The organism is Thermocrinis minervae (assembly GCF_900142435.1).
Lineage (GTDB): Bacteria > Aquificota > Aquificia > Aquificales > Aquificaceae > Thermocrinis_A > Thermocrinis_A minervae.
Genome location: NZ_LT670846.1, coordinates 1,013,420 through 1,029,980 on the forward strand (window position 1 = coordinate 1,013,420; position 16,561 = coordinate 1,029,980).

The following is a 16,561-nucleotide window of genomic DNA, read 5'->3' on the forward strand; positions in this document are numbered from 1 at the left end:
TACCTCCTTAGGTTTGTATTATATTACATCTATAGCTAAGAATATGAAGTTTTTATGAAAAACGTTTAGCTATAATCATACTTATGAAAAATCCTAGGGGTTACCTTCTTGTTCGTGTGTACTTTACAGAAGAGGAAGAGTATTTGATCCGCAGGCTTTTAAAGAACTTAATGGATAAAGGGATAAGTGGAATGACTTTGCTGAAGGGTATCCTTGGATACGGTCAGGAGGGTAAGTTTCATTACGAAGGCGTTGAGACCCTTTCTTACGACCTGCCTGTCATCATGGAATTTGTAGAGGATGAAGATAAAGCTTTGAGTGTTCTTGAAGAGTTAAAGAATCTCCTTAAGGGAAGACTTATAACTCTGGAGAAGGTGAGCCTATGTTAAAGCCTGTTCTGTGGGTGGCTATAGGTGGTGCTCTAGGTTCTATACTCAGATACTTGATGTCCCGTGCTATTCAAGAGAATTTTGGTATTGACTTTCCTATAGGTACGCTTTTTGTGAACCTTCTTGGATCTTTCGTGATAGGTTTCCTTTATTCTTACATGGTGGAAGGAATGCTGGTAGCACCACATATCAGAGTATTTGCCATAACTGGTATACTAGGTGGTTTTACAACTTTTTCAAGCTTTTCCTACGAAAGCTTGCAGCTACTCATGGAAGGAAACTATTTGAGATTTTTGATCTACTTTTGCACTACCAACTTTGGTGGAATCTTTTTAACCTTCTTGGGTTATAACTTGGGTAGGATGCTATGAATTGTAAGGAAGCTGTACTTCTAAGAATATTCTTTGGAGAGGATGACAAGTACGAGGGCAAACACCTTTACAAGTATATAGTTGAGCTTTGTAGAAAAAAAGGTATAGCCGGTGTTACCGTCTTTAGGGGAGTACTAGGGTATGGCAAATCCTCACTCTTGCACGAAGCAAAGCCCTTTAAGATCTCTTCAGATCTACCCATAGTGGTGGAGATAGTTGACTGTGAAGAGAGAATAATGGAGATTCTACCTGAGATAAAAAGGGTTTTAAACTCAGGTCTTATAACTATTCAGAGGGTTATGGTACTGCAGTATAATTAATAGGGCCATGGTCATAAGAGGAAGAGTTTGGAAGTTTTCCGACAACGTAGACACAGACCAGATAATACCCGCTAGGTATTTGAATACCTCAGATCCTTACGAGCTCGCTCAACATGTGATGGAAGACTCTGAGCATCCTAACTTTGCTAAGGAGCACAAGGAAGGTGACATAATCGTAGCAGGAAGGAACTTTGGTTCTGGATCTTCAAGGGAGCACGCACCCATAGCTATAAAGTACGCAGGCGTCCCTGTAGTTGTAGCCAAGTCCTTTGCTCGTATATTTTTTAGGAATGCAATAAACATAGGTTTACCAATAGTTGAAGCACCCGAAGCTGTTGATGAGATAAACCACGGAGATGAAATAGAGGTGGACCTGGAAAAGGGTGTTGTGAGGAATCTGACTACTGGCAAGGAATACAAGGCCACAAGTTTTCCGAAAGAGCTTATGGAGATACTAAAAGCTGGTGGTCTTATGGAGTACGCAAAGAAGAAGCTCTCATCCTGATGGAAAGGGAAAGGTTAAAAGCTCTGATAAAGGAAAGGTCCCTAAACGTTGCCGACGAGCCAATTTTCAAGCTTTCCTCTGGTAAGCTAAGCAGGTATTACGTAGACTTAAAGCGTATAACCTTTGACCCAGAAGGTATATACCTAGTAGGTAAGCTCATGTACGATCTTATAAAGCCCTTCTCTCCAGATGGAGTAGGTGGTCTTACCCTCGGTGCCGATCCCATAGCATATAGCGTTGCCTTCATATCTTACATGGATGGTAATCCCATAAAACCCTTTGTGGTAAGAAAAGAGGCAAAGGAACATGGCATGAAGAGACAGATTGAAGGTGTATTACAAGAAGGCAGCAGAGTAGCGGTGGTTGAAGATGTGGTAACTACTGCAAGTTCTTCTCTAAAGGCCGTAAAAGCCTGTAGGAATGCAGGTTTTGAGGTGATCGGGGTATTTTGCATAGTGGACAGAAAGGAAGGCGGAAGGGAGGCTATAAGAGAACAAGGGCTTGAGCTTTACTCCCTCTTTAGTATTGATGAACTTCTCAGCTGATGTATTCTCCTCAGCTTTTCTCCTTGTGTTAGGAACATCTGTTGGCAGCTTGCTCGCCCTAGTACAGCGGTTTAGACTCCTTAGCTTGCACGAAGGTCTTTCCTTCGCTGGAGGGGTCATGCTTGTTGCTTCCTTCACAAGCCTTATACTTCCATCGCTAAGGATAGGATCCTTTACTCAGACAGCCTTTGGGATAATCTTGGGCTTTTCTCTGATGGGCCTTTTGGAAAGGCTTTTGGCACACGAGCATGTTTTTATAGGTAAAGAAGGTACCTTTGAGGTCCTCCATAAGCGTGTTACTCTTATCATGCTAGGAGTTATCATCCACAACATGCCAGAAGGTTTTAGCGTGGGTGTATCTTCTGCTTACGACCTTCAGAAGGGCTTGTCCACAGCATTGGCTATAGCTATCCAGGATATACCAGAAGGCTTAGTGGTAAGTCTCCCACTTATGGCAATCCACAGAAGCTCTTACTTTGCTTTGCTTCTTGGGGTGATAAGTGGTGTTTTAGAGGGGCTTTTCTGTGTGCTCGGCTATCTAATCTTTACAGAAGCTGTTTCCCTGTTACCTCTGGGTCTTGCCTTAGGTGGGGGTGCCATGCTCTACGTGGTGGCTAAAGAAGTCTTTCCCGAGGTATACTCTGGAGAAAAACATTTTAGGATAACTGTGGCTCTTCTTGCTGGACTACTCGTTATGCTCTACCTGGATACTCTTTTCTCTTAAAATTCATAGTCTATGAAAGAGCTGCTCCTGGAAAAGCTAGAAGAAGTTCTGAGAAAATACGGGTACACAAACAAGATATCCTTAGAAAGACCAAAAGATGAAAACTTAGGTGACTACGCTACAAACGTGGCCTTTTTGCTTGCCAAAGGGTTGGGCAGAAACCCCATGGAGTTGGCAGGAGAGCTAGCAAAAGAGCTATCCTACGGTGGCATACAGGCCAGTGCCCTAAGAGGGTTCATAAACTTTACCTTCAAAGAGGAGCTCATAAGGGAAGAGTTTAGGAAACTTTTACAACTGGGAGAGAATTACTACAAGCAAGACCTAGGGAAGGGTAAAAGGGTGCTGGTAGAGTTTGTAAGCGCCAACCCTACCGGTCCTCTTCACCTGGGACACGGAAGGGGTGCAGTAGTGGGTGATGTCATAAGCAGGCTACTCTCTGAGTGTGGTTATCAGGTAGAAAAGGAGTATTACATAAACGATGCCGGTTATCAAGTATACCTGCTCGGTGTTTCCATTCTTTACAGATACTACCAAATCTTTGGTGTGGAAGATCAAAGGCTTATGAAGCTTTTTGAAGAGGAAGGCTACAAGGGTGAGTATGTAGTAGAGCTGGCGCAAAAGTTGAAAGAAGTTCATGGAGACAAACTTCTAAACATGGATCAGAGTAAGGCCATAGATATAGCAAAGGACTTTGGAGTTGAACTACTTCTGGAGGAGATAAAAAACACCTTAGACTACATGGGTGTACATTTTGACAACTGGCAGAGCGAAAGAAGCCTGTACGAGGAAGGGCTGGTAGAGAAGCTCATAGAGCAGTTAAAGGAAAGAGGACTTGTGTACGAAAAGGATGGAGCTCTTTGGTTTGCCTCCTCCCAGTTCGGAGACGATAAGGACAGGGTAGTTAGAAAGTCCGACGGCTATTATACGTACTTCGCCAGCGATATAGCCTACCACTACCTTAAGTTTCAAAAGGGCTATCATAAAGCCATAAACGTATGGGGAGCAGACCATCACGGATATCTACCGAGGTTGAAAGCAGCCCTCAAAGCACTTGGCATACCTGACGATTGGCTTTCCGTAGAGTTCGTGCAGATGGTAAGGCTCTTCAAAGAAGGTAAAGAAGTCAGGATGTCCAAGCGAGCGGGAACCTTCGTAACTTTGAAAGAGCTTCTTGATGAGGTAGGATCTGATGCTGTACGCTTTGTGTTTCTAACCAAGAGAAGCGACACACCTCTCGACGTGGATGTTGATATTCTAAAGAGTAACACCTCGGAAAACCCTGTCTTCTACGTGCAGTACGCTCACGCTCGTATAAGGGGGGTCTTCAGGGAAGCTAAAAACAGGTACGGATGGGATGTAGACACCATGGACTTTAGCACCTACTTGCAGAAGTTAACAGAGCAGAAGGAAATAGCCCTTATGAAGAAGACTCTTCTCTTCAAGGATGAAATTCTAGACGCATGTCAGAAACTTCTCCCTCACCTGATAGTGTACAACCTCATAGAGATTTCAAAAGATTTTCACAACTACTACAATCACTATAGAATAATTCTGGAGGACCAGGAGCTCACAAAAGCAAGGCTAGCACTCTTAAAAGGTCTTCAGGTGATGCTAAGGTATGGCTTAAAATTAATAGGGGTAAACGCTCCAGAAAGTATGTAAGGAGGGTAATATGGAAAAGAAAAAAAGGTTAATTTTATTAGGTGGTCTTCTTATATCGCTTGTATCCTTCTACCTTGGGTTTAACTCATGGTTAAAGAGTAAGGAGGAGGCTGCAGTTCCACCGCCTGTAGTGACGCCTGTTAAGCCTCCACAAGCCACCGTAGTATCTCAAACGGGACAAAAGCAACCACAAACCCAGGAACCCCAAAAGACAGAACAGAAACCTACAGAACAAAAACCTGTTGTAAAGGAAGAAAAGACAACAACAGAACAAAAAACACAGCAAGGGAAAATAGAAGAGAAGCCTGAAGAAACAAAAAAAGAAAAAGTAGCTGCAGAACAAAAACCCCAACAAAAGGAAGAAAAAGTATCCACATCACGTGCAGTGAAAGCGCAGAAACTGCCTAAGAAGCTTTACACAGTGCAGATAGGAGCTTTTGTTAACAAAGAGAATGCGCAAAAACTCTTGAAAAAAGCTGAAGGATTAGGCTATCGTGCATTCATGGTAGAAGAGGACAATTTCTATAAAGTTAGGATTAAGGTGGCCAGTTCTAACATAAATGAGGATCTTCAAAAAATTAAGAAGACCTTTGGAAGTGCTATACTGAAATGATCAGAAGATTTTCTCTTTTGCTCATATCTTTAACCTTGTTCTCTTGTGCAGATCTGCAAAAGCAGGATGAAGAAAAGAAAAACCTCTGGCAGTATTACTACGATATGGGTAACGCTTCCTTCGTTGCCAAAGATTATTCCTCTGCAATAGCCAACTACTACAAGGCCGTGCAGGAAAATCCAAAAGAACCTAAACTATGGAATGCTTTAGGTCTGGCTTACATGGAAGTAAAGGAGTACGAAAAGGCAGAAAATGCCTTCTTGAGAGCCCTCGGTATAGACGGCTCTTATACGTTGGCGCGTATGAACCTGGGCATACTCTACCTAAGAAAGGGAGAATATTTAAAAGCTATAAACTTTTTAGAGAACGCCGCTCAGGATGAAACTTTTGAAAAAAGACATGAGGCCTTCTATTACCTGGCCAAAGTCTATCAAGCTATGAACAAAGAAGATGAGTACATAAAAAACCTGCAGAAGTCAGCTAATTACAATCCCATATTCTTACCGGCGCAGCTGGAACTTGCCGAGGTTTACAAAAATCATGGAGAGTATGATAAAGCAGAAAGTATATACTTGTTTCTTTTAGGCAACAATATAGATCCTCACAGGATGCAGCTTATGCTGGCGCAGATCTATTATGAAAAAGGTGACTTTAAAAAGGCTAAAGATTACATAGGAAAGGTTTTAGAAAGTAAGGATATAAATCAAGACATGAAAAGCTTAGCTTACGACCTGCTTACGAAGGTTTTGGTAAAGGAACAGGAAGAAAAGTTGAAAGCCAGAACAATAGATAGAACAATAGAATCTAAAAAGGATAAACTGGTGGAATATAATACAGAAAAAGTAGATAAAGGAGGAGAGTTAAAACAAAAGGAAAAGGAAGAATCAAAATCGGATATCTTTAGAGAAATTTCTCTAGAAAGGAAAAAGTATTATTCTATACAACTCTTTGCATCAAATAACAGGTCTTCTGTAGAGAATTACAAAGAAAAGCTTGAGAAAAGTTTAAGTTTAAGTCCACTTCGGATAATAGAAGATGGAGGTCTGTATAAATTACTTTACGGTAGTTTTGACACAAGGCAACAAGCTGAGAAAGAAAAGAAAAACTTAGAAGATCTGAATATACAAGCTTTTATAATCCTTACAGACAAATGAGTCTGATCGTGCTTCTTACAGACTTTGGTACCAAGGATGGTTTTGTAGGATGTATGAAAGGTGTTATATACTCTATAAACCCAAAGGTTACGGTAGTAGACCTTTCACACGAGGTAGAACCCTTCAACGTTTTGGAGGGAGCTTTAATACTTAAAGCTCATTACTCTTACTTCCCCGAAGGTAGCATATTCTTAGCTGTGGTAGACCCTGGAGTGGGTTCTAATAGACTGCCGGTGGTTGTTGACGCCGGAAGATACAAGTTTGTAGGTCCAATGAACGGCATCTTTGACCTGGTGCTAAAGGACCTTAGAGTCTTTAAAACCTACAGGATAGAGAGGTTTACCTTGCCAAGGAGGAACGAAACCTTCCACGGGAGGGATGTTTTTGCACCCATATGTGCACATCTGTCCTTAGGAACTCCACCAGAGGAAGTTGGTTCACCTGTGGTATATCAGTTCCTGCTTTCCTGGGAAGATCCTAAAAGGGAACATGACTATGTAGAAGGTAAGATAGTGTACTTTGACGCCTTTGGTAATGCCGTGACTAACGTCCCATGCGGTGATTACTCTCACTGTGTGCTTGGTGATCGGATACTACCAGTTGTTCCCTATTTTCTCTACCAGAAGGATAAAAATCCTGGTTGTGTGTGTGGCAGCTTTGGCTTTATGGAGATCTTCGTTCCCATGGGGAACGCAAAAGTAGAGCTCTCTCTTGAGAAAGGACAAGCGGTTAAGTTTTTCCCAAAAAGTACGATAATATAAAAGTATGATAGAGAGAATAGACCTACAAAGGATAGCAGGGTACTTCTTAAACCTGGAAAAGAAGACTCCAAAGAAGGAAGATAAGGATGTAAAGATAGAGATATCACAGGAGGCAAGACAGGTCAGTCGCCAAGATTACGATGAGATACTCAAAAAGGCAGAAAGGATAAAGCAAGAGATAAGTAAGGGCTCTTATGAGGTCAACGTGCACAAGATAGTGGAAGGTATCAAGAACTATCTTTCTATAGACTAAGGAGAAGTCTCTTAGTGTACTCGTGTTTTGGATTTTCAAAGATGGAGTATACGTCTCCCTCCTCTACCACCTGTCCTTCTTTGAGGACCAGTACCCTATCTGCTATCTCGGCCACGACTCCAAAATCGTGCGTCACAAGAAGCACGCTCCTACCTTCCTCTTTTGTTCTTCTGAAAAGGGAAAGGATGGAGCTTTGAAGTGTAACATCCAAGGCTGTGGTGGGTTCGTCTGCAAGTATGAGGCTTGGCTCGCACACCGAAGCTATAGCTATGCAAACCCTCTGTTTTAGACCTCCAGAGAGTTGGTGTGGATAAGAGTTGTATACCCTATCCACATCCTGTATACCTACCTTTCTAAGCACTTCGTAAGCCTTCTGTCTGGCGCCATTCTTACCCATGTGAGCCCTGTAAGCCTCCTCTATCTGAGAACCTATTTTAAAGAGAGGGTCAAGGTACAGAGAAGGCTCTTGAAACACGAAGGATATTTCCTTTCCTCTAATCCTTCTAAGCTCCCTTTCAGAAAGATTTAAAAGATTCATACCTTTAAACCTTATGCTACCCTCTACCCTGGCTCCCTTTGGCAGAAGTCTAGCTATGGAGTAGAGTATGGAGGATTTCCCAGAACCAGACTCGCCGACTATACAGAGTATCTCTCCTTCTTCCAAGCTAAAACTTACATCCTTCAATACTCTTTTAGGGCCGTAGTACAGACTAAGATTTTCAACCTTCAGCAGCATGTAAAATGTCAAAAAAGATGGGCCTTATGCGGTCGTACATCTCCCAAAGATCTTGAGATATCACCCTGGTTTCTGCAAGTGTGGACATGAAGTTGGTGTCCCCGTTCCACCTTGGTACTATGTGAAGGTGTATGTGGGTTTCAAGACCAGCACCTGCAGACCTTCCTAAGTTAAAACCCAGATTAAAGCCATGAGGGTTTAGCGCACGCCTTAGGGCGAGGAGACAAACCCTTACAAGCTTGTGCATCTCCAAAGCTGTATCCTCATCAAGGAGTGTATAGTCTCCTGTATGATCTATGGGTGCTACCATCAGGTGCCCAGGATTATAAGGATACTTGTTGAATATGACAAAGGCCCTCTTACCCTTGTAAAGCACCAGGTAGTCCCTTAACCTTTCCTCTGGTTGTTTCACAGCCTCACAGAGGAAGCATTCAGAGGATTCACCTATGCTTTCTACATACTTGCTCCGCCAAGGAGCCCAAAGTCTCTTCATAGCCTGAGTATCCTTTTTATGGCCCTTTCCACCTCTTCTTCGGAGGGTAGGTAATCGTGTCTATCCAACTCCATGGTGTCCCTAAAGTAAAGTACTGTTGGGAAGGAGAAGACTCCCAAGTCCTCTGCGCTCGTGTTCTTAGTAACGTCAAGGTAGAAGAAGTTTATCTTATCTCCGTAAAGCTTTACAAACCTTTCAAGCACTTGGTAAAAGGCCTGATTCTTTTCATTGTCAGGATGCGTAAGGAGTACCACAGCAGGCTTTTCACCCGCTATAGCTTTATCGTAAAAGTCTCTGTCTGTTATCTCTACAAACCCTTCAAACATGCTTTATCCTCCGTCTGAACAATTTTACCACTATGTACATAAAAGACCACAGATCCTTGGGGACTGTGATGCGTGGAAGAAGGTAAGGATCGTCCCCTAAGAGTATGCTCCTCTTCTCTGTAGTGAAGGCAGAAGATAGGTACTCAGAAAGCCTGCTCTTAAGAAGATCATCGTAATCACCGAAGGGATATGCCCCATGATAAACCTTTTGATCCGTCAACCCTTCAAGCTCCTCCTTAGCCAGAAGGATCTCCCGAGTGATTCTCTCATACCGTTCTACAGGATCTTCAAATTCAAGCATGCTGGAAAAGTTCTTTTTTAGTAAGCTAGAAAGTTCTCTTTTCCATTCTTTTCTTTGGAAAAAGTTCTTTCCCAAGGACTTTATGAACTCCTTAACTTCTTTTCTGAGCTTGCCTACCCTCACAGATAGTGAACCCTTCAGCGGAAACAGGGGGTAGCCTGTGCGTGGTTCTTCACCATAAGCATGAAGTAAAGACCAATGTCCCTTTCCTTCGTAAAAACCAAGAATTTTCTCCTCGTAAAAATCTTTTGTGTGATGAACCGAGTGCCATCCAAAGTTAAACACGTCTCTCATGGATCTTATCTCTCCCACGGTAAGAAAGTCTTCGCTTATCCTTTCCTTTAAAAACTCAAGATTGGCTTCATGCATAGTCTTGGGTGTGTAAAGTTCTTTAAGGCCTACTTTACCCTCCCAGTAATCAAGGAGTGTAGGTCTCCTTTTGTCAGACTTCTGTATGCGTGATGTGGTGATAAAGAGTGTAGCCTTTAGTCTGTGCTTTTTTAGTATAGGATAGGCATAGATCCAATTATCCGCATAACCGTCATCAAAGGTTATGGCAACGGTAGGATTATCTGGCAGTCTTTGTAAATGTAAGTACTCGAGTATCTGATCAAGATCTACAACGCGGAAAAGTTTTTTTAGGATGGACATCTCCAAGTCAAAAGTCTTCCACCAAACGTCAAAAGAAGGCCACTTTACCACCTTGTGATAAAGAAGGACTGCCAGCATTAGCAGAGTTCCTCAAAAAGCTCCATGTACTTTCTAGCCATGTTCGAAGGAGAGTAAAGCTGTACACTCTGCATAGCCCTAAAGCCAATGTCTTCTCTTTCTTCTCTCTTGAGTTCAAGTACGAGCTTCATTTTCTGCAGGTAAGTTTCCCAGTCACCAACGGGAACCAAAAAGCCGTTATGTCCATCCTCTATGATCTCCACAGCACCAGACACCGCCGTGGATATACATACAAGGCCTACAGCCATAGCTTGCAGGAGGGCATTAGGAAAACCTTCAAAGTAAGAAGACAGTAGAAAAAAATCCGAAGCGTTAAGAAGTTCATTCACATCCTGTCTAAAGCCAAGACCTACAACCCTGTCCTCCACGCCGTACTCTTTGGCTATCTTCTTAGCGTGAACGTCCGTGTCATAGCCCACAAGCAGCAGCACGCAGTCCTTACATTCTAGTCTAGAAAACACCTTTATGAGCATGTCTTGAGCCTTTACTGGAGGGTTCCAGTTGGCCACGTTTATAAAAACCTTCCTGTCCATTCCCAGGCCTAACTCCTTCCTTTTTATCTCTCTCAAGCCTTCCATAGGCTTAAAGATCTCTAGGTCTATAGCGCTGTTTATCACCCTTATCCTTTCTGGAGGTATGCCTGCCTCCTCCATAACCTTAGCTACTTCCCGAGATACACATACCACCCTTGAGGCAAGCATGTATTTAAACCTTATAGAAAAAGGGTTTGGCTTTCGCGAGCTTCTCTTTACTACTATGAGCTTGGGTCTTTCCTTCAAGAACCTGTAGACCAAGCTAACGTAGTCTAGGGCATGGGGGGAGTTGGCTATAACAAAGTCATAGCTTCCTTCCTGTATGATCTTCCATAGCCTGTAATAGTTTAAAGGGTTTAATCTGTAAGCTCCCTTCCTTCTTTCAAAGAAACGAAAGCCCACACTATAAGGCCGTAGTTTTTGCACCATCTCAAGGTTTTCAAAGGCCAGAGCTAGGTCTACCTTTATTCCACTCTTTGAGAGCTCTCTAGCTAATAAGAAGACCTGCTGTTTAGTGCCACCCCACCCGTACCCGTCAACTACAGAAAGTACACGCATGAAGCTTAGAAGAGCCTAAGGACGTACACAAACAGTACAAGACATGTAAAGAATATGATAGCACCGTAGAGTTTGTAGAGCCATACGCGGGTTCTGTAATAGCCTATATCCACATCCTTTATAGTCTTGTAAAAGTTAAAGGCACCCAAAAGCAGTGTAGCAATGCCTATGATTATCACGAACACTCCTATACTGATAAGGGTGTGATGGCTTCCATCTTTACCCACATGCATATGAAAGACATTTTCCAGCTGCACTATAAAGAACTCAAACTTTTCTATAACAAAGCCAAAGACTATAAGAGATATAGCTGTTCTAACCCAAGCAAGAAAAGTTCTCTCAGCAGCCATGTATATCCGTGGATCTGTAACCTCCTTAGGAGACACCTCTATACCTCCTTCTAGATATTTTATATCCCTGCTGAATGTAAAAAGTCCAAAGCTTACCATGAAAACACCCAAGAGAGAAAGCCCTATGGCTAAATACTCCAAGACTACAGACACATGAATCTTACCAGTATACTCAGCTATGATGTTGAGCTTCCCAAGGAATACCGCAAAGGAGAGCATACCTAAGGAGAGTTTAGAATAGCCCAGGAAGGTTCTTTCTATGGACTTGTATATGCGCGCATCCTTTGCAGCAGGAAGGTCCTTACGTAATAACATAAGTATACTATTATAACCTTCTTAGAAGAAAGGAAAGGAAAAGACCGTAGAGATTCTGCAGGAGACTAAAGATAGCCGAAGGCAAAGAAGCTTCCTGACCGAAGAAGTTAAGGGCAAGCACTGTAGAAAGAGCCGAGTTTTGCATGCCCACCTCTATACTGAGGGTTTTGGAAAGTTTAACGTCTAAACCTGTTAATCTTCCAAAGGCATAACCAAGCACAAAGCCCAAAACTATATGTAGGCTAACACCCAAGATCAGAAGGCTGCTTGACTTTTGCAAAGCATCCCTGTTCAGAGATAAAACCACTGCTATTATCAACGCTATGCAAAGAGTTGTAAGGTAGGGTAAGAACCTTTCAACTTTTTGGACTTTTATAAACCTTTTTAAAAACATACCTGCTATTATGGGCAGGACTATCAGCTTTAACGTAGTTGTTACCATAGGTAAAAAGGGTACGGATACATACCTTCCTGCAAGAAGCCAAGCCCAGAAGGGTGTAAGCAAGGGAGAAAGCAACGTGGAAAAAGTGGTAACAGAAACCGAGTAGGCAAGGTCTCCCTTCGATAGGTATGTGATGAGTGTTGATGCTGTACCGCTGGGCGCAGAACCCACCAACACCATGCCTACAGAAAGATCTTTACCAAAATCAAACAGCTTTGGTATAAGGAACCCCAAGATGGGCATTATGGTGTAGTGAAGTATAGCGCCGTAAGTTACGCTCAAGGGCTTTTTCAGTGTGTTGATAAAGTCTTTCTTGCTTAGAGTCATTCCCATGCTGAGCATAACCAGGGTAAGCAGGTAGGGGACGTGCTCTTTAAAACTCAAGAAGAGTGTAGGATAAAGGTAGCCTAAGGAAGATAAACTAAGGAGGATGCTCAGCATGAGGAAAGCTTGCAACATACTAGAAATTATTAAAATATATACGCGATGAAAAAACTGATCTTGCTCTCCCTCTTAGTCTTTGTGTTTGTACCTTTTGCCTTTCTCTTTACGCTTTCTCTTGACCTTCCCTCTGTGGAGAATCTCAAAAGATGGAAGCCCCCGGAAGCTACCGTCATATACGACTATAAGGGGAGAGTCTTTGGTGATGTGGGTATACAGAGGAGGTACTACGTTCCCTTGAGCGAAATTCCTCTGCACGTAAGACAAGCCTTTATAGCAGCAGAGGATAGAAACTTCTACATGCATCCAGGTGTGGATCCTATAGCAATAGTGAGGGCTGTAGTGGCTAACTTAAGACACAGAGAGGTAGTACAGGGAGCTTCTACAATAACCCAACAGCTTGCTAAAAACCTCTTTTTAACACCGGAGAGAAGCATAAAGAGAAAGATAAAAGAAGCCCTCTTAGCGTTGAAGATAGAAAGAACCTTTAGCAAGGACCAGATACTGGAAATGTACCTTAACTACATATACCTGGGACAAGGAGCCTACGGAGTAGAGGCAGCATCAAGGATATACTTTGGAAAACACGTCAAAGACCTGACCTTGGATGAGGCTGCTCTTCTTGCAGCTCTTCCAAAGGCTCCTTCCAAGTACAACCCTTTCAGAAATCCGGAAGGTGTTCTTGAAAGAAGGAACTATGTGCTTTACAGGATGTACGAAGATGGGTACATATCAAAGGAGGATTATGAAAGGTATACGAAAAAGCCAATACACGTAAAGTTGGAAAACAGATACTACGGCATGGATTACTTCTTAGACTACGTCAAAGACTACCTTGTGAATAAGTACGGAGAAGTAATACTGGCAGGCGGGTACAAGGTGTACACCACCGTGGACAAAGACCTCCAGATCCATGCCCAACAGGCTGTAAAAAGGGGCGTGCTGAGAGTTGCCAAGGCTAACGGCATACCATACCTTCCTGAGGATCCGTATGAGGTGCAAAAGATATACGACTCGCAGGAAACAGACTTAAAGCCTGGAAAAGTCTACATAGGAAAGGTTCAGAACGTGAGCGAGGATTCTATGGAAATAGCCATAAAGGACAAAGTTTTCCAGGTTAAAGATGTGAAGTTACCAGTGGAAAAGGGAGACTTTGTACTGGTAAGGGTCTATAGAAGGAAAGGAGAACTTCAGATCGAAGTCTTGCCAGACTTGCAGGGTGCCCTGGTAAGCCTTGACGTGAAAACTGGAGCTATCAGAGCCATGGTAGGGGGTTATTCTTATTTAAGGAGTCCTTACAACAGAGCGGTATACGCAAAGAGACAACCAGGTTCAGCTATCAAACCTATTATCTACCTAGCAGCTCTCATGAAAGGATACACCCAAGTATCCCAGATAGACGCCACGCCTAGGAGCTTCTACGATCCATCCAAAGGCAAAGAGTGGACACCATCCAACTACGAGGGTGAACAGTACGGTATGGTTACGCTGAGGACAGCCCTAGCTAAAAGCATAAACACGGCAACCGTAAACCTCTTGGCAGACATAGGCTTTGACCTTCCTATCGAAATAGGTAGAAAGTTAGGCATAGAGCTTAAACCCTACTACTCTATGGCCCTCGGTAGCATAGAAGTAACACCCTTAAAGCTAACTTCAGCTTTTCAGGCCTTCGCCAACCTCGGAACTTACTGCAAGCCATACTTTGTGGAGAAGATAGTAGCCCCCGATGGGACTATCCTAGAAGAGAACAAACCACAATGTCAACAGGTGCTTCCTCCACAAGAAACTAGAGTACTGGTAGACATGCTTAGGGCTGTAATTCTGGAAGGTACTGGTGTGGCCGCAAGCTCTATGGACAGGATTTTGGCAGGTAAGACGGGTACTACCAACGATTACATGGACGCTTGGTTTGTAGGCTTTTCACCCAACATAGTCGCAGGAGTATGGGTAGGCTTCGACGCGAAGAGGTCTATGGGTAAAGGTATGGCAGGTGCCAAGGTAGCACTACCCATATGGATGGACTACATGTCAGTGGCCGCCTTTATGTATCCTAAGGAAGACTTTCCCATACCTGATGGTGTAGTTGTAGTAAACTGTCCCACACCCATGCTCTTCGTGGCAGGTACCGAAGGTGTGTGCAGTCAGAACCAAAAGAGCACAGATCAGCAAACTCAAGACGAGCTTAAGGGTATAGTTAATCCGGACCTCTTGAAGGATCGAAAACCTTAACAAAAAGCTAATCTTATGCATATATTTTTTACCTTATCCTTAGGAGGAAAAGGATGGAGCGCAAAGGTGCAGATATAGTCATAGAAGTGTTAAAGGAAGAAGGGGTTGAGGTTATCTTTGGTCATCCTGGTGGAGCCATAATGGAAGTCTACGATGCCCTCTACAGGGATGGAAGCATAAGGCATATATTGGCAAGGCATGAACAGGGTGCTGGGCATATGGCGGAGGGGTACGCAAAGGCTACGGGGAAAGTAGGTGTAGCCATGTCCACATCCGGACCTGGTGCTACCAACCTTGTGACTGCCATAGCTGACGCTTACATGGATTCTGTACCCGTGGTCTTTATAACAGGTCAAGTCCCAACCCACCTTATAGGTAACGATGCTTTCCAAGAAGTAGACATAGTAGGTATAACAAGGCCTATAACAAAGCATAACTTCTTAGTCAAGAGAATAGAAGACTTACCATTGATACTCAGACAGGCCTTCTACATAGCCAGGACGGGAAGGCCTGGACCAGTACTCGTGGACATACCTAAGGACATAACCCAAAAGTTATCCTCTGTAGGTATACCTTCCCTTGAGGAGGTAAAAGAGTCGCTACCAGGATACAGGCCTCACATTGAGGGTAACCCTCAGCAGATAAAAAAGGCAGCCAAAGCCATACTTGAAGCAAAGAGGCCAGTCCTTTACGTAGGTGGTGGTGCTGTTCAGGCAGAGGCTCAGGCTGAGCTTGTAGAGCTAGCCGAAATGATGATGATACCAGTGACCACCACCAACATGGGTAAGGGGGCCTTTCCAGAACTTCACCCGCTTGCCCTCCACATGCTAGGTATGCACGGTACTTACTACGCCAACATGGCTGTTTACCACTGCGACCTTCTGATAGCAGTAGGGGCACGTTTTGATGACAGGGTGACTGGCAAAGTGGAAGAGTTTGCACCACAAGCTAAGATAATCCACATAGACATAGATCCAGCCTCCATATCAAAGAACATAGTGGTGGACATACCCATAGTAGGGGACGTCAAGATAGTTCTCAGGAAGCTGATAGAAGAACTAAAGAAGATGGGTGGAAAGCCACTGTTTGTAGAAGAGAGACAAAAGTGGCTTGAGCAGATAGAAAGGTGGAAAAAGCTACACCCTCTAAGGTACAACAAGTCTGATAAGGTAATAAAACCACAGTACGTAATAGAACAGATATGGGAGGCTACCAAAGGTGACGCCATAATAGCTACGGGCGTAGGTCAGCATCAAATGTGGGCTGCCATGTTCTACAAGTATTCCTTCCCACGACAGTTCATAAACTCCGGTGGTCTTGGTACCATGGGTTTTGGCCTCCCAGCCGGCATAGGAGCCAAGATAGGCAGGCCTGATAAAGAAGTCTTTGTCATAGACGGTGATGGCTCCTTTATGATGACCATGCAAGAGCTGGTTACTGCTGTTCAGTACAAAGTCCCAGTGAAGATAGCTATAATTAACAACGGTTACCTTGGTATGGTACGTCAATGGCAAGAGCTCTTCTACGAAAAGAGGTATTCAGAAGTAGATCTGAGCGTACAGCCAGATTTTGTAAAGCTTGCTGAGGCCTGTGGGGCTGTAGGTTTCAGGGCTGAAAAACCCTCAGACGTAAGGGAAATAATAGAGGAAGCACTGAAGATAGACGACAGGCCAGTGCTAATGGACTTCCATGTGGACAGAGAAGAGAACGTCTTGCCCATGGTACCAGCAGGAAAGTCTTACAGGGAGATGATACTAGACGATGGTAAAAAGAAAGTAGAAGCAGAAACCATGTATTTAGTGGGGTAAAAG

General features: G+C 43.5%; 20 protein-coding genes. 13 read left to right on the plus strand and 7 right to left on the minus strand.

Features of this window, described 5'->3' with window-relative positions; translation table 11 throughout:
* Window positions 1-83: 83 nt before the first annotated feature.
* From B5444_RS05580 to B5444_RS05630, 11 genes are read left to right on the plus strand one after another with little or no spacing between them, the layout of a single operon-like run.
* Window positions 84-389, plus strand: coding sequence for a DUF190 domain-containing protein (locus tag B5444_RS05580; RefSeq protein ID WP_079654238.1), 306 nt, complete (start codon window positions 84-86; stop codon window positions 387-389).
* Window positions 383-760, plus strand: a complete 378-nt coding sequence (gene crcB / locus B5444_RS05585; RefSeq protein ID WP_079654239.1) for a fluoride efflux transporter CrcB — start codon at window positions 383-385, stop codon at window positions 758-760. Before B5444_RS05580 ends, crcB begins: the two co-directional genes overlap by 7 nt.
* Window positions 757-1,080 (plus strand): DUF190 domain-containing protein, encoded by a 324-nt coding sequence (locus tag B5444_RS05590; RefSeq protein WP_079654240.1) that lies wholly within the window; start codon window positions 757-759, stop codon window positions 1,078-1,080. The genes crcB and B5444_RS05590 overlap by 4 nt, the downstream gene beginning before the upstream one ends.
* A gap of 7 nt (window positions 1,081-1,087) precedes the next feature.
* Window positions 1,088-1,585, plus strand: coding sequence for a 3-isopropylmalate dehydratase small subunit (gene leuD / locus B5444_RS05595; RefSeq protein ID WP_079654241.1), 498 nt, complete (start codon window positions 1,088-1,090; stop codon window positions 1,583-1,585).
* Window positions 1,585-2,130, plus strand: a complete 546-nt coding sequence (gene pyrE, locus B5444_RS05600) for an orotate phosphoribosyltransferase (protein WP_079654242.1) — start codon at window positions 1,585-1,587, stop codon at window positions 2,128-2,130. The genes leuD and pyrE overlap by 1 nt, the downstream gene beginning before the upstream one ends.
* Window positions 2,114-2,854 carry a ZIP family metal transporter gene (locus tag B5444_RS05605; RefSeq protein WP_079654243.1) on the plus strand — a complete coding sequence of 247 codons (741 nt, stop codon included), beginning with the start codon at window positions 2,114-2,116 and terminating at the stop codon, window positions 2,852-2,854. The genes pyrE and B5444_RS05605 overlap by 17 nt, the downstream gene beginning before the upstream one ends.
* A gap of 12 nt (window positions 2,855-2,866) precedes the next feature.
* Window positions 2,867-4,516, plus strand: coding sequence for an arginine--tRNA ligase (gene argS / locus B5444_RS05610; protein ID WP_079654244.1), 1,650 nt, complete (start codon window positions 2,867-2,869; stop codon window positions 4,514-4,516).
* Window positions 4,517-4,526: 10 nt separating this feature from the next.
* Entirely contained in the window at window positions 4,527-5,129 is a 603-nt protein-coding gene (locus B5444_RS05615; RefSeq protein ID WP_079654245.1) for an SPOR domain-containing protein, read from the plus strand.
* Entirely contained in the window at window positions 5,126-6,283 is a 1,158-nt protein-coding gene (locus tag B5444_RS05620) for an SPOR domain-containing protein (RefSeq protein WP_079654246.1), read from the plus strand. The genes B5444_RS05615 and B5444_RS05620 overlap by 4 nt, the downstream gene beginning before the upstream one ends.
* Complete coding sequence (locus B5444_RS05625; protein ID WP_079654247.1) at window positions 6,280-7,044, plus strand: SAM hydrolase/SAM-dependent halogenase family protein; 765 nt, start codon at window positions 6,280-6,282, stop codon at window positions 7,042-7,044. The genes B5444_RS05620 and B5444_RS05625 overlap by 4 nt, the downstream gene beginning before the upstream one ends.
* Before the next feature lie 4 nt (window positions 7,045-7,048).
* A complete protein-coding gene (locus tag B5444_RS05630; RefSeq protein WP_079654248.1) occupies window positions 7,049-7,297 on the plus strand; it encodes a flagellar biosynthesis anti-sigma factor FlgM in 249 nt (82 codons plus the stop codon).
* Here the strand turns inward: B5444_RS05630 and B5444_RS05635 are convergent.
* From B5444_RS05635 to B5444_RS05665, 7 genes are read right to left on the minus strand one after another with little or no spacing between them, the layout of a single operon-like run.
* Window positions 7,287-8,033, minus strand: a complete 747-nt coding sequence (locus B5444_RS05635) for an ABC transporter ATP-binding protein (protein WP_079654249.1) — start codon at window positions 8,031-8,033, stop codon at window positions 7,287-7,289. The genes B5444_RS05630 and B5444_RS05635 overlap by 11 nt on opposite strands.
* On the minus strand, window positions 8,017-8,526 hold the full coding sequence (locus B5444_RS05640) for an HIT family protein (RefSeq protein WP_079654250.1): 510 nt from the start codon (window positions 8,524-8,526) through the stop codon (window positions 8,017-8,019). The genes B5444_RS05635 and B5444_RS05640 overlap by 17 nt, the downstream gene beginning before the upstream one ends.
* Window positions 8,523-8,852, minus strand: a complete 330-nt coding sequence (locus B5444_RS05645) for a thioredoxin family protein (protein WP_079654251.1) — start codon at window positions 8,850-8,852, stop codon at window positions 8,523-8,525. The genes B5444_RS05640 and B5444_RS05645 overlap by 4 nt, the downstream gene beginning before the upstream one ends.
* The gene (locus tag B5444_RS05650; RefSeq protein ID WP_079654252.1) at window positions 8,845-9,882 is read right to left on the minus strand and encodes a polysaccharide deacetylase family protein; all 1,038 of its coding nucleotides are present in this window, start codon (window positions 9,880-9,882) and stop codon (window positions 8,845-8,847) included. Before B5444_RS05650 ends, B5444_RS05645 begins: the two co-directional genes overlap by 8 nt.
* Window positions 9,882-10,973: a glycosyltransferase gene (locus B5444_RS05655; protein WP_079654253.1), complete on the minus strand. Its 1,092-nt coding sequence runs from the start codon at window positions 10,971-10,973 to the stop codon at window positions 9,882-9,884. The genes B5444_RS05650 and B5444_RS05655 overlap by 1 nt, the downstream gene beginning before the upstream one ends.
* A 5-nt stretch (window positions 10,974-10,978) precedes the next feature.
* A complete protein-coding gene (locus tag B5444_RS05660) occupies window positions 10,979-11,638 on the minus strand; it encodes a YidH family protein (RefSeq protein ID WP_079654254.1) in 660 nt (219 codons plus the stop codon).
* Between the two features lie 10 nt (window positions 11,639-11,648).
* Entirely contained in the window at window positions 11,649-12,539 is an 891-nt protein-coding gene (locus B5444_RS05665) for a bile acid:sodium symporter family protein (RefSeq protein ID WP_231967101.1), read from the minus strand.
* A gap of 27 nt (window positions 12,540-12,566) precedes the next feature.
* Here B5444_RS05665 and B5444_RS05670 point away from each other — a divergent pair, with 27 nt between their 5' ends.
* The gene (locus B5444_RS05670) at window positions 12,567-14,750 is read left to right on the plus strand and encodes a penicillin-binding protein 1A (RefSeq protein WP_079654255.1); all 2,184 of its coding nucleotides are present in this window, start codon (window positions 12,567-12,569) and stop codon (window positions 14,748-14,750) included.
* 53 nt (window positions 14,751-14,803) lie between these two features.
* The gene (gene ilvB, locus B5444_RS05675; protein WP_079654256.1) at window positions 14,804-16,558 is read left to right on the plus strand and encodes a biosynthetic-type acetolactate synthase large subunit; all 1,755 of its coding nucleotides are present in this window, start codon (window positions 14,804-14,806) and stop codon (window positions 16,556-16,558) included.
* Window positions 16,559-16,561 lie beyond the last annotated feature (3 nt).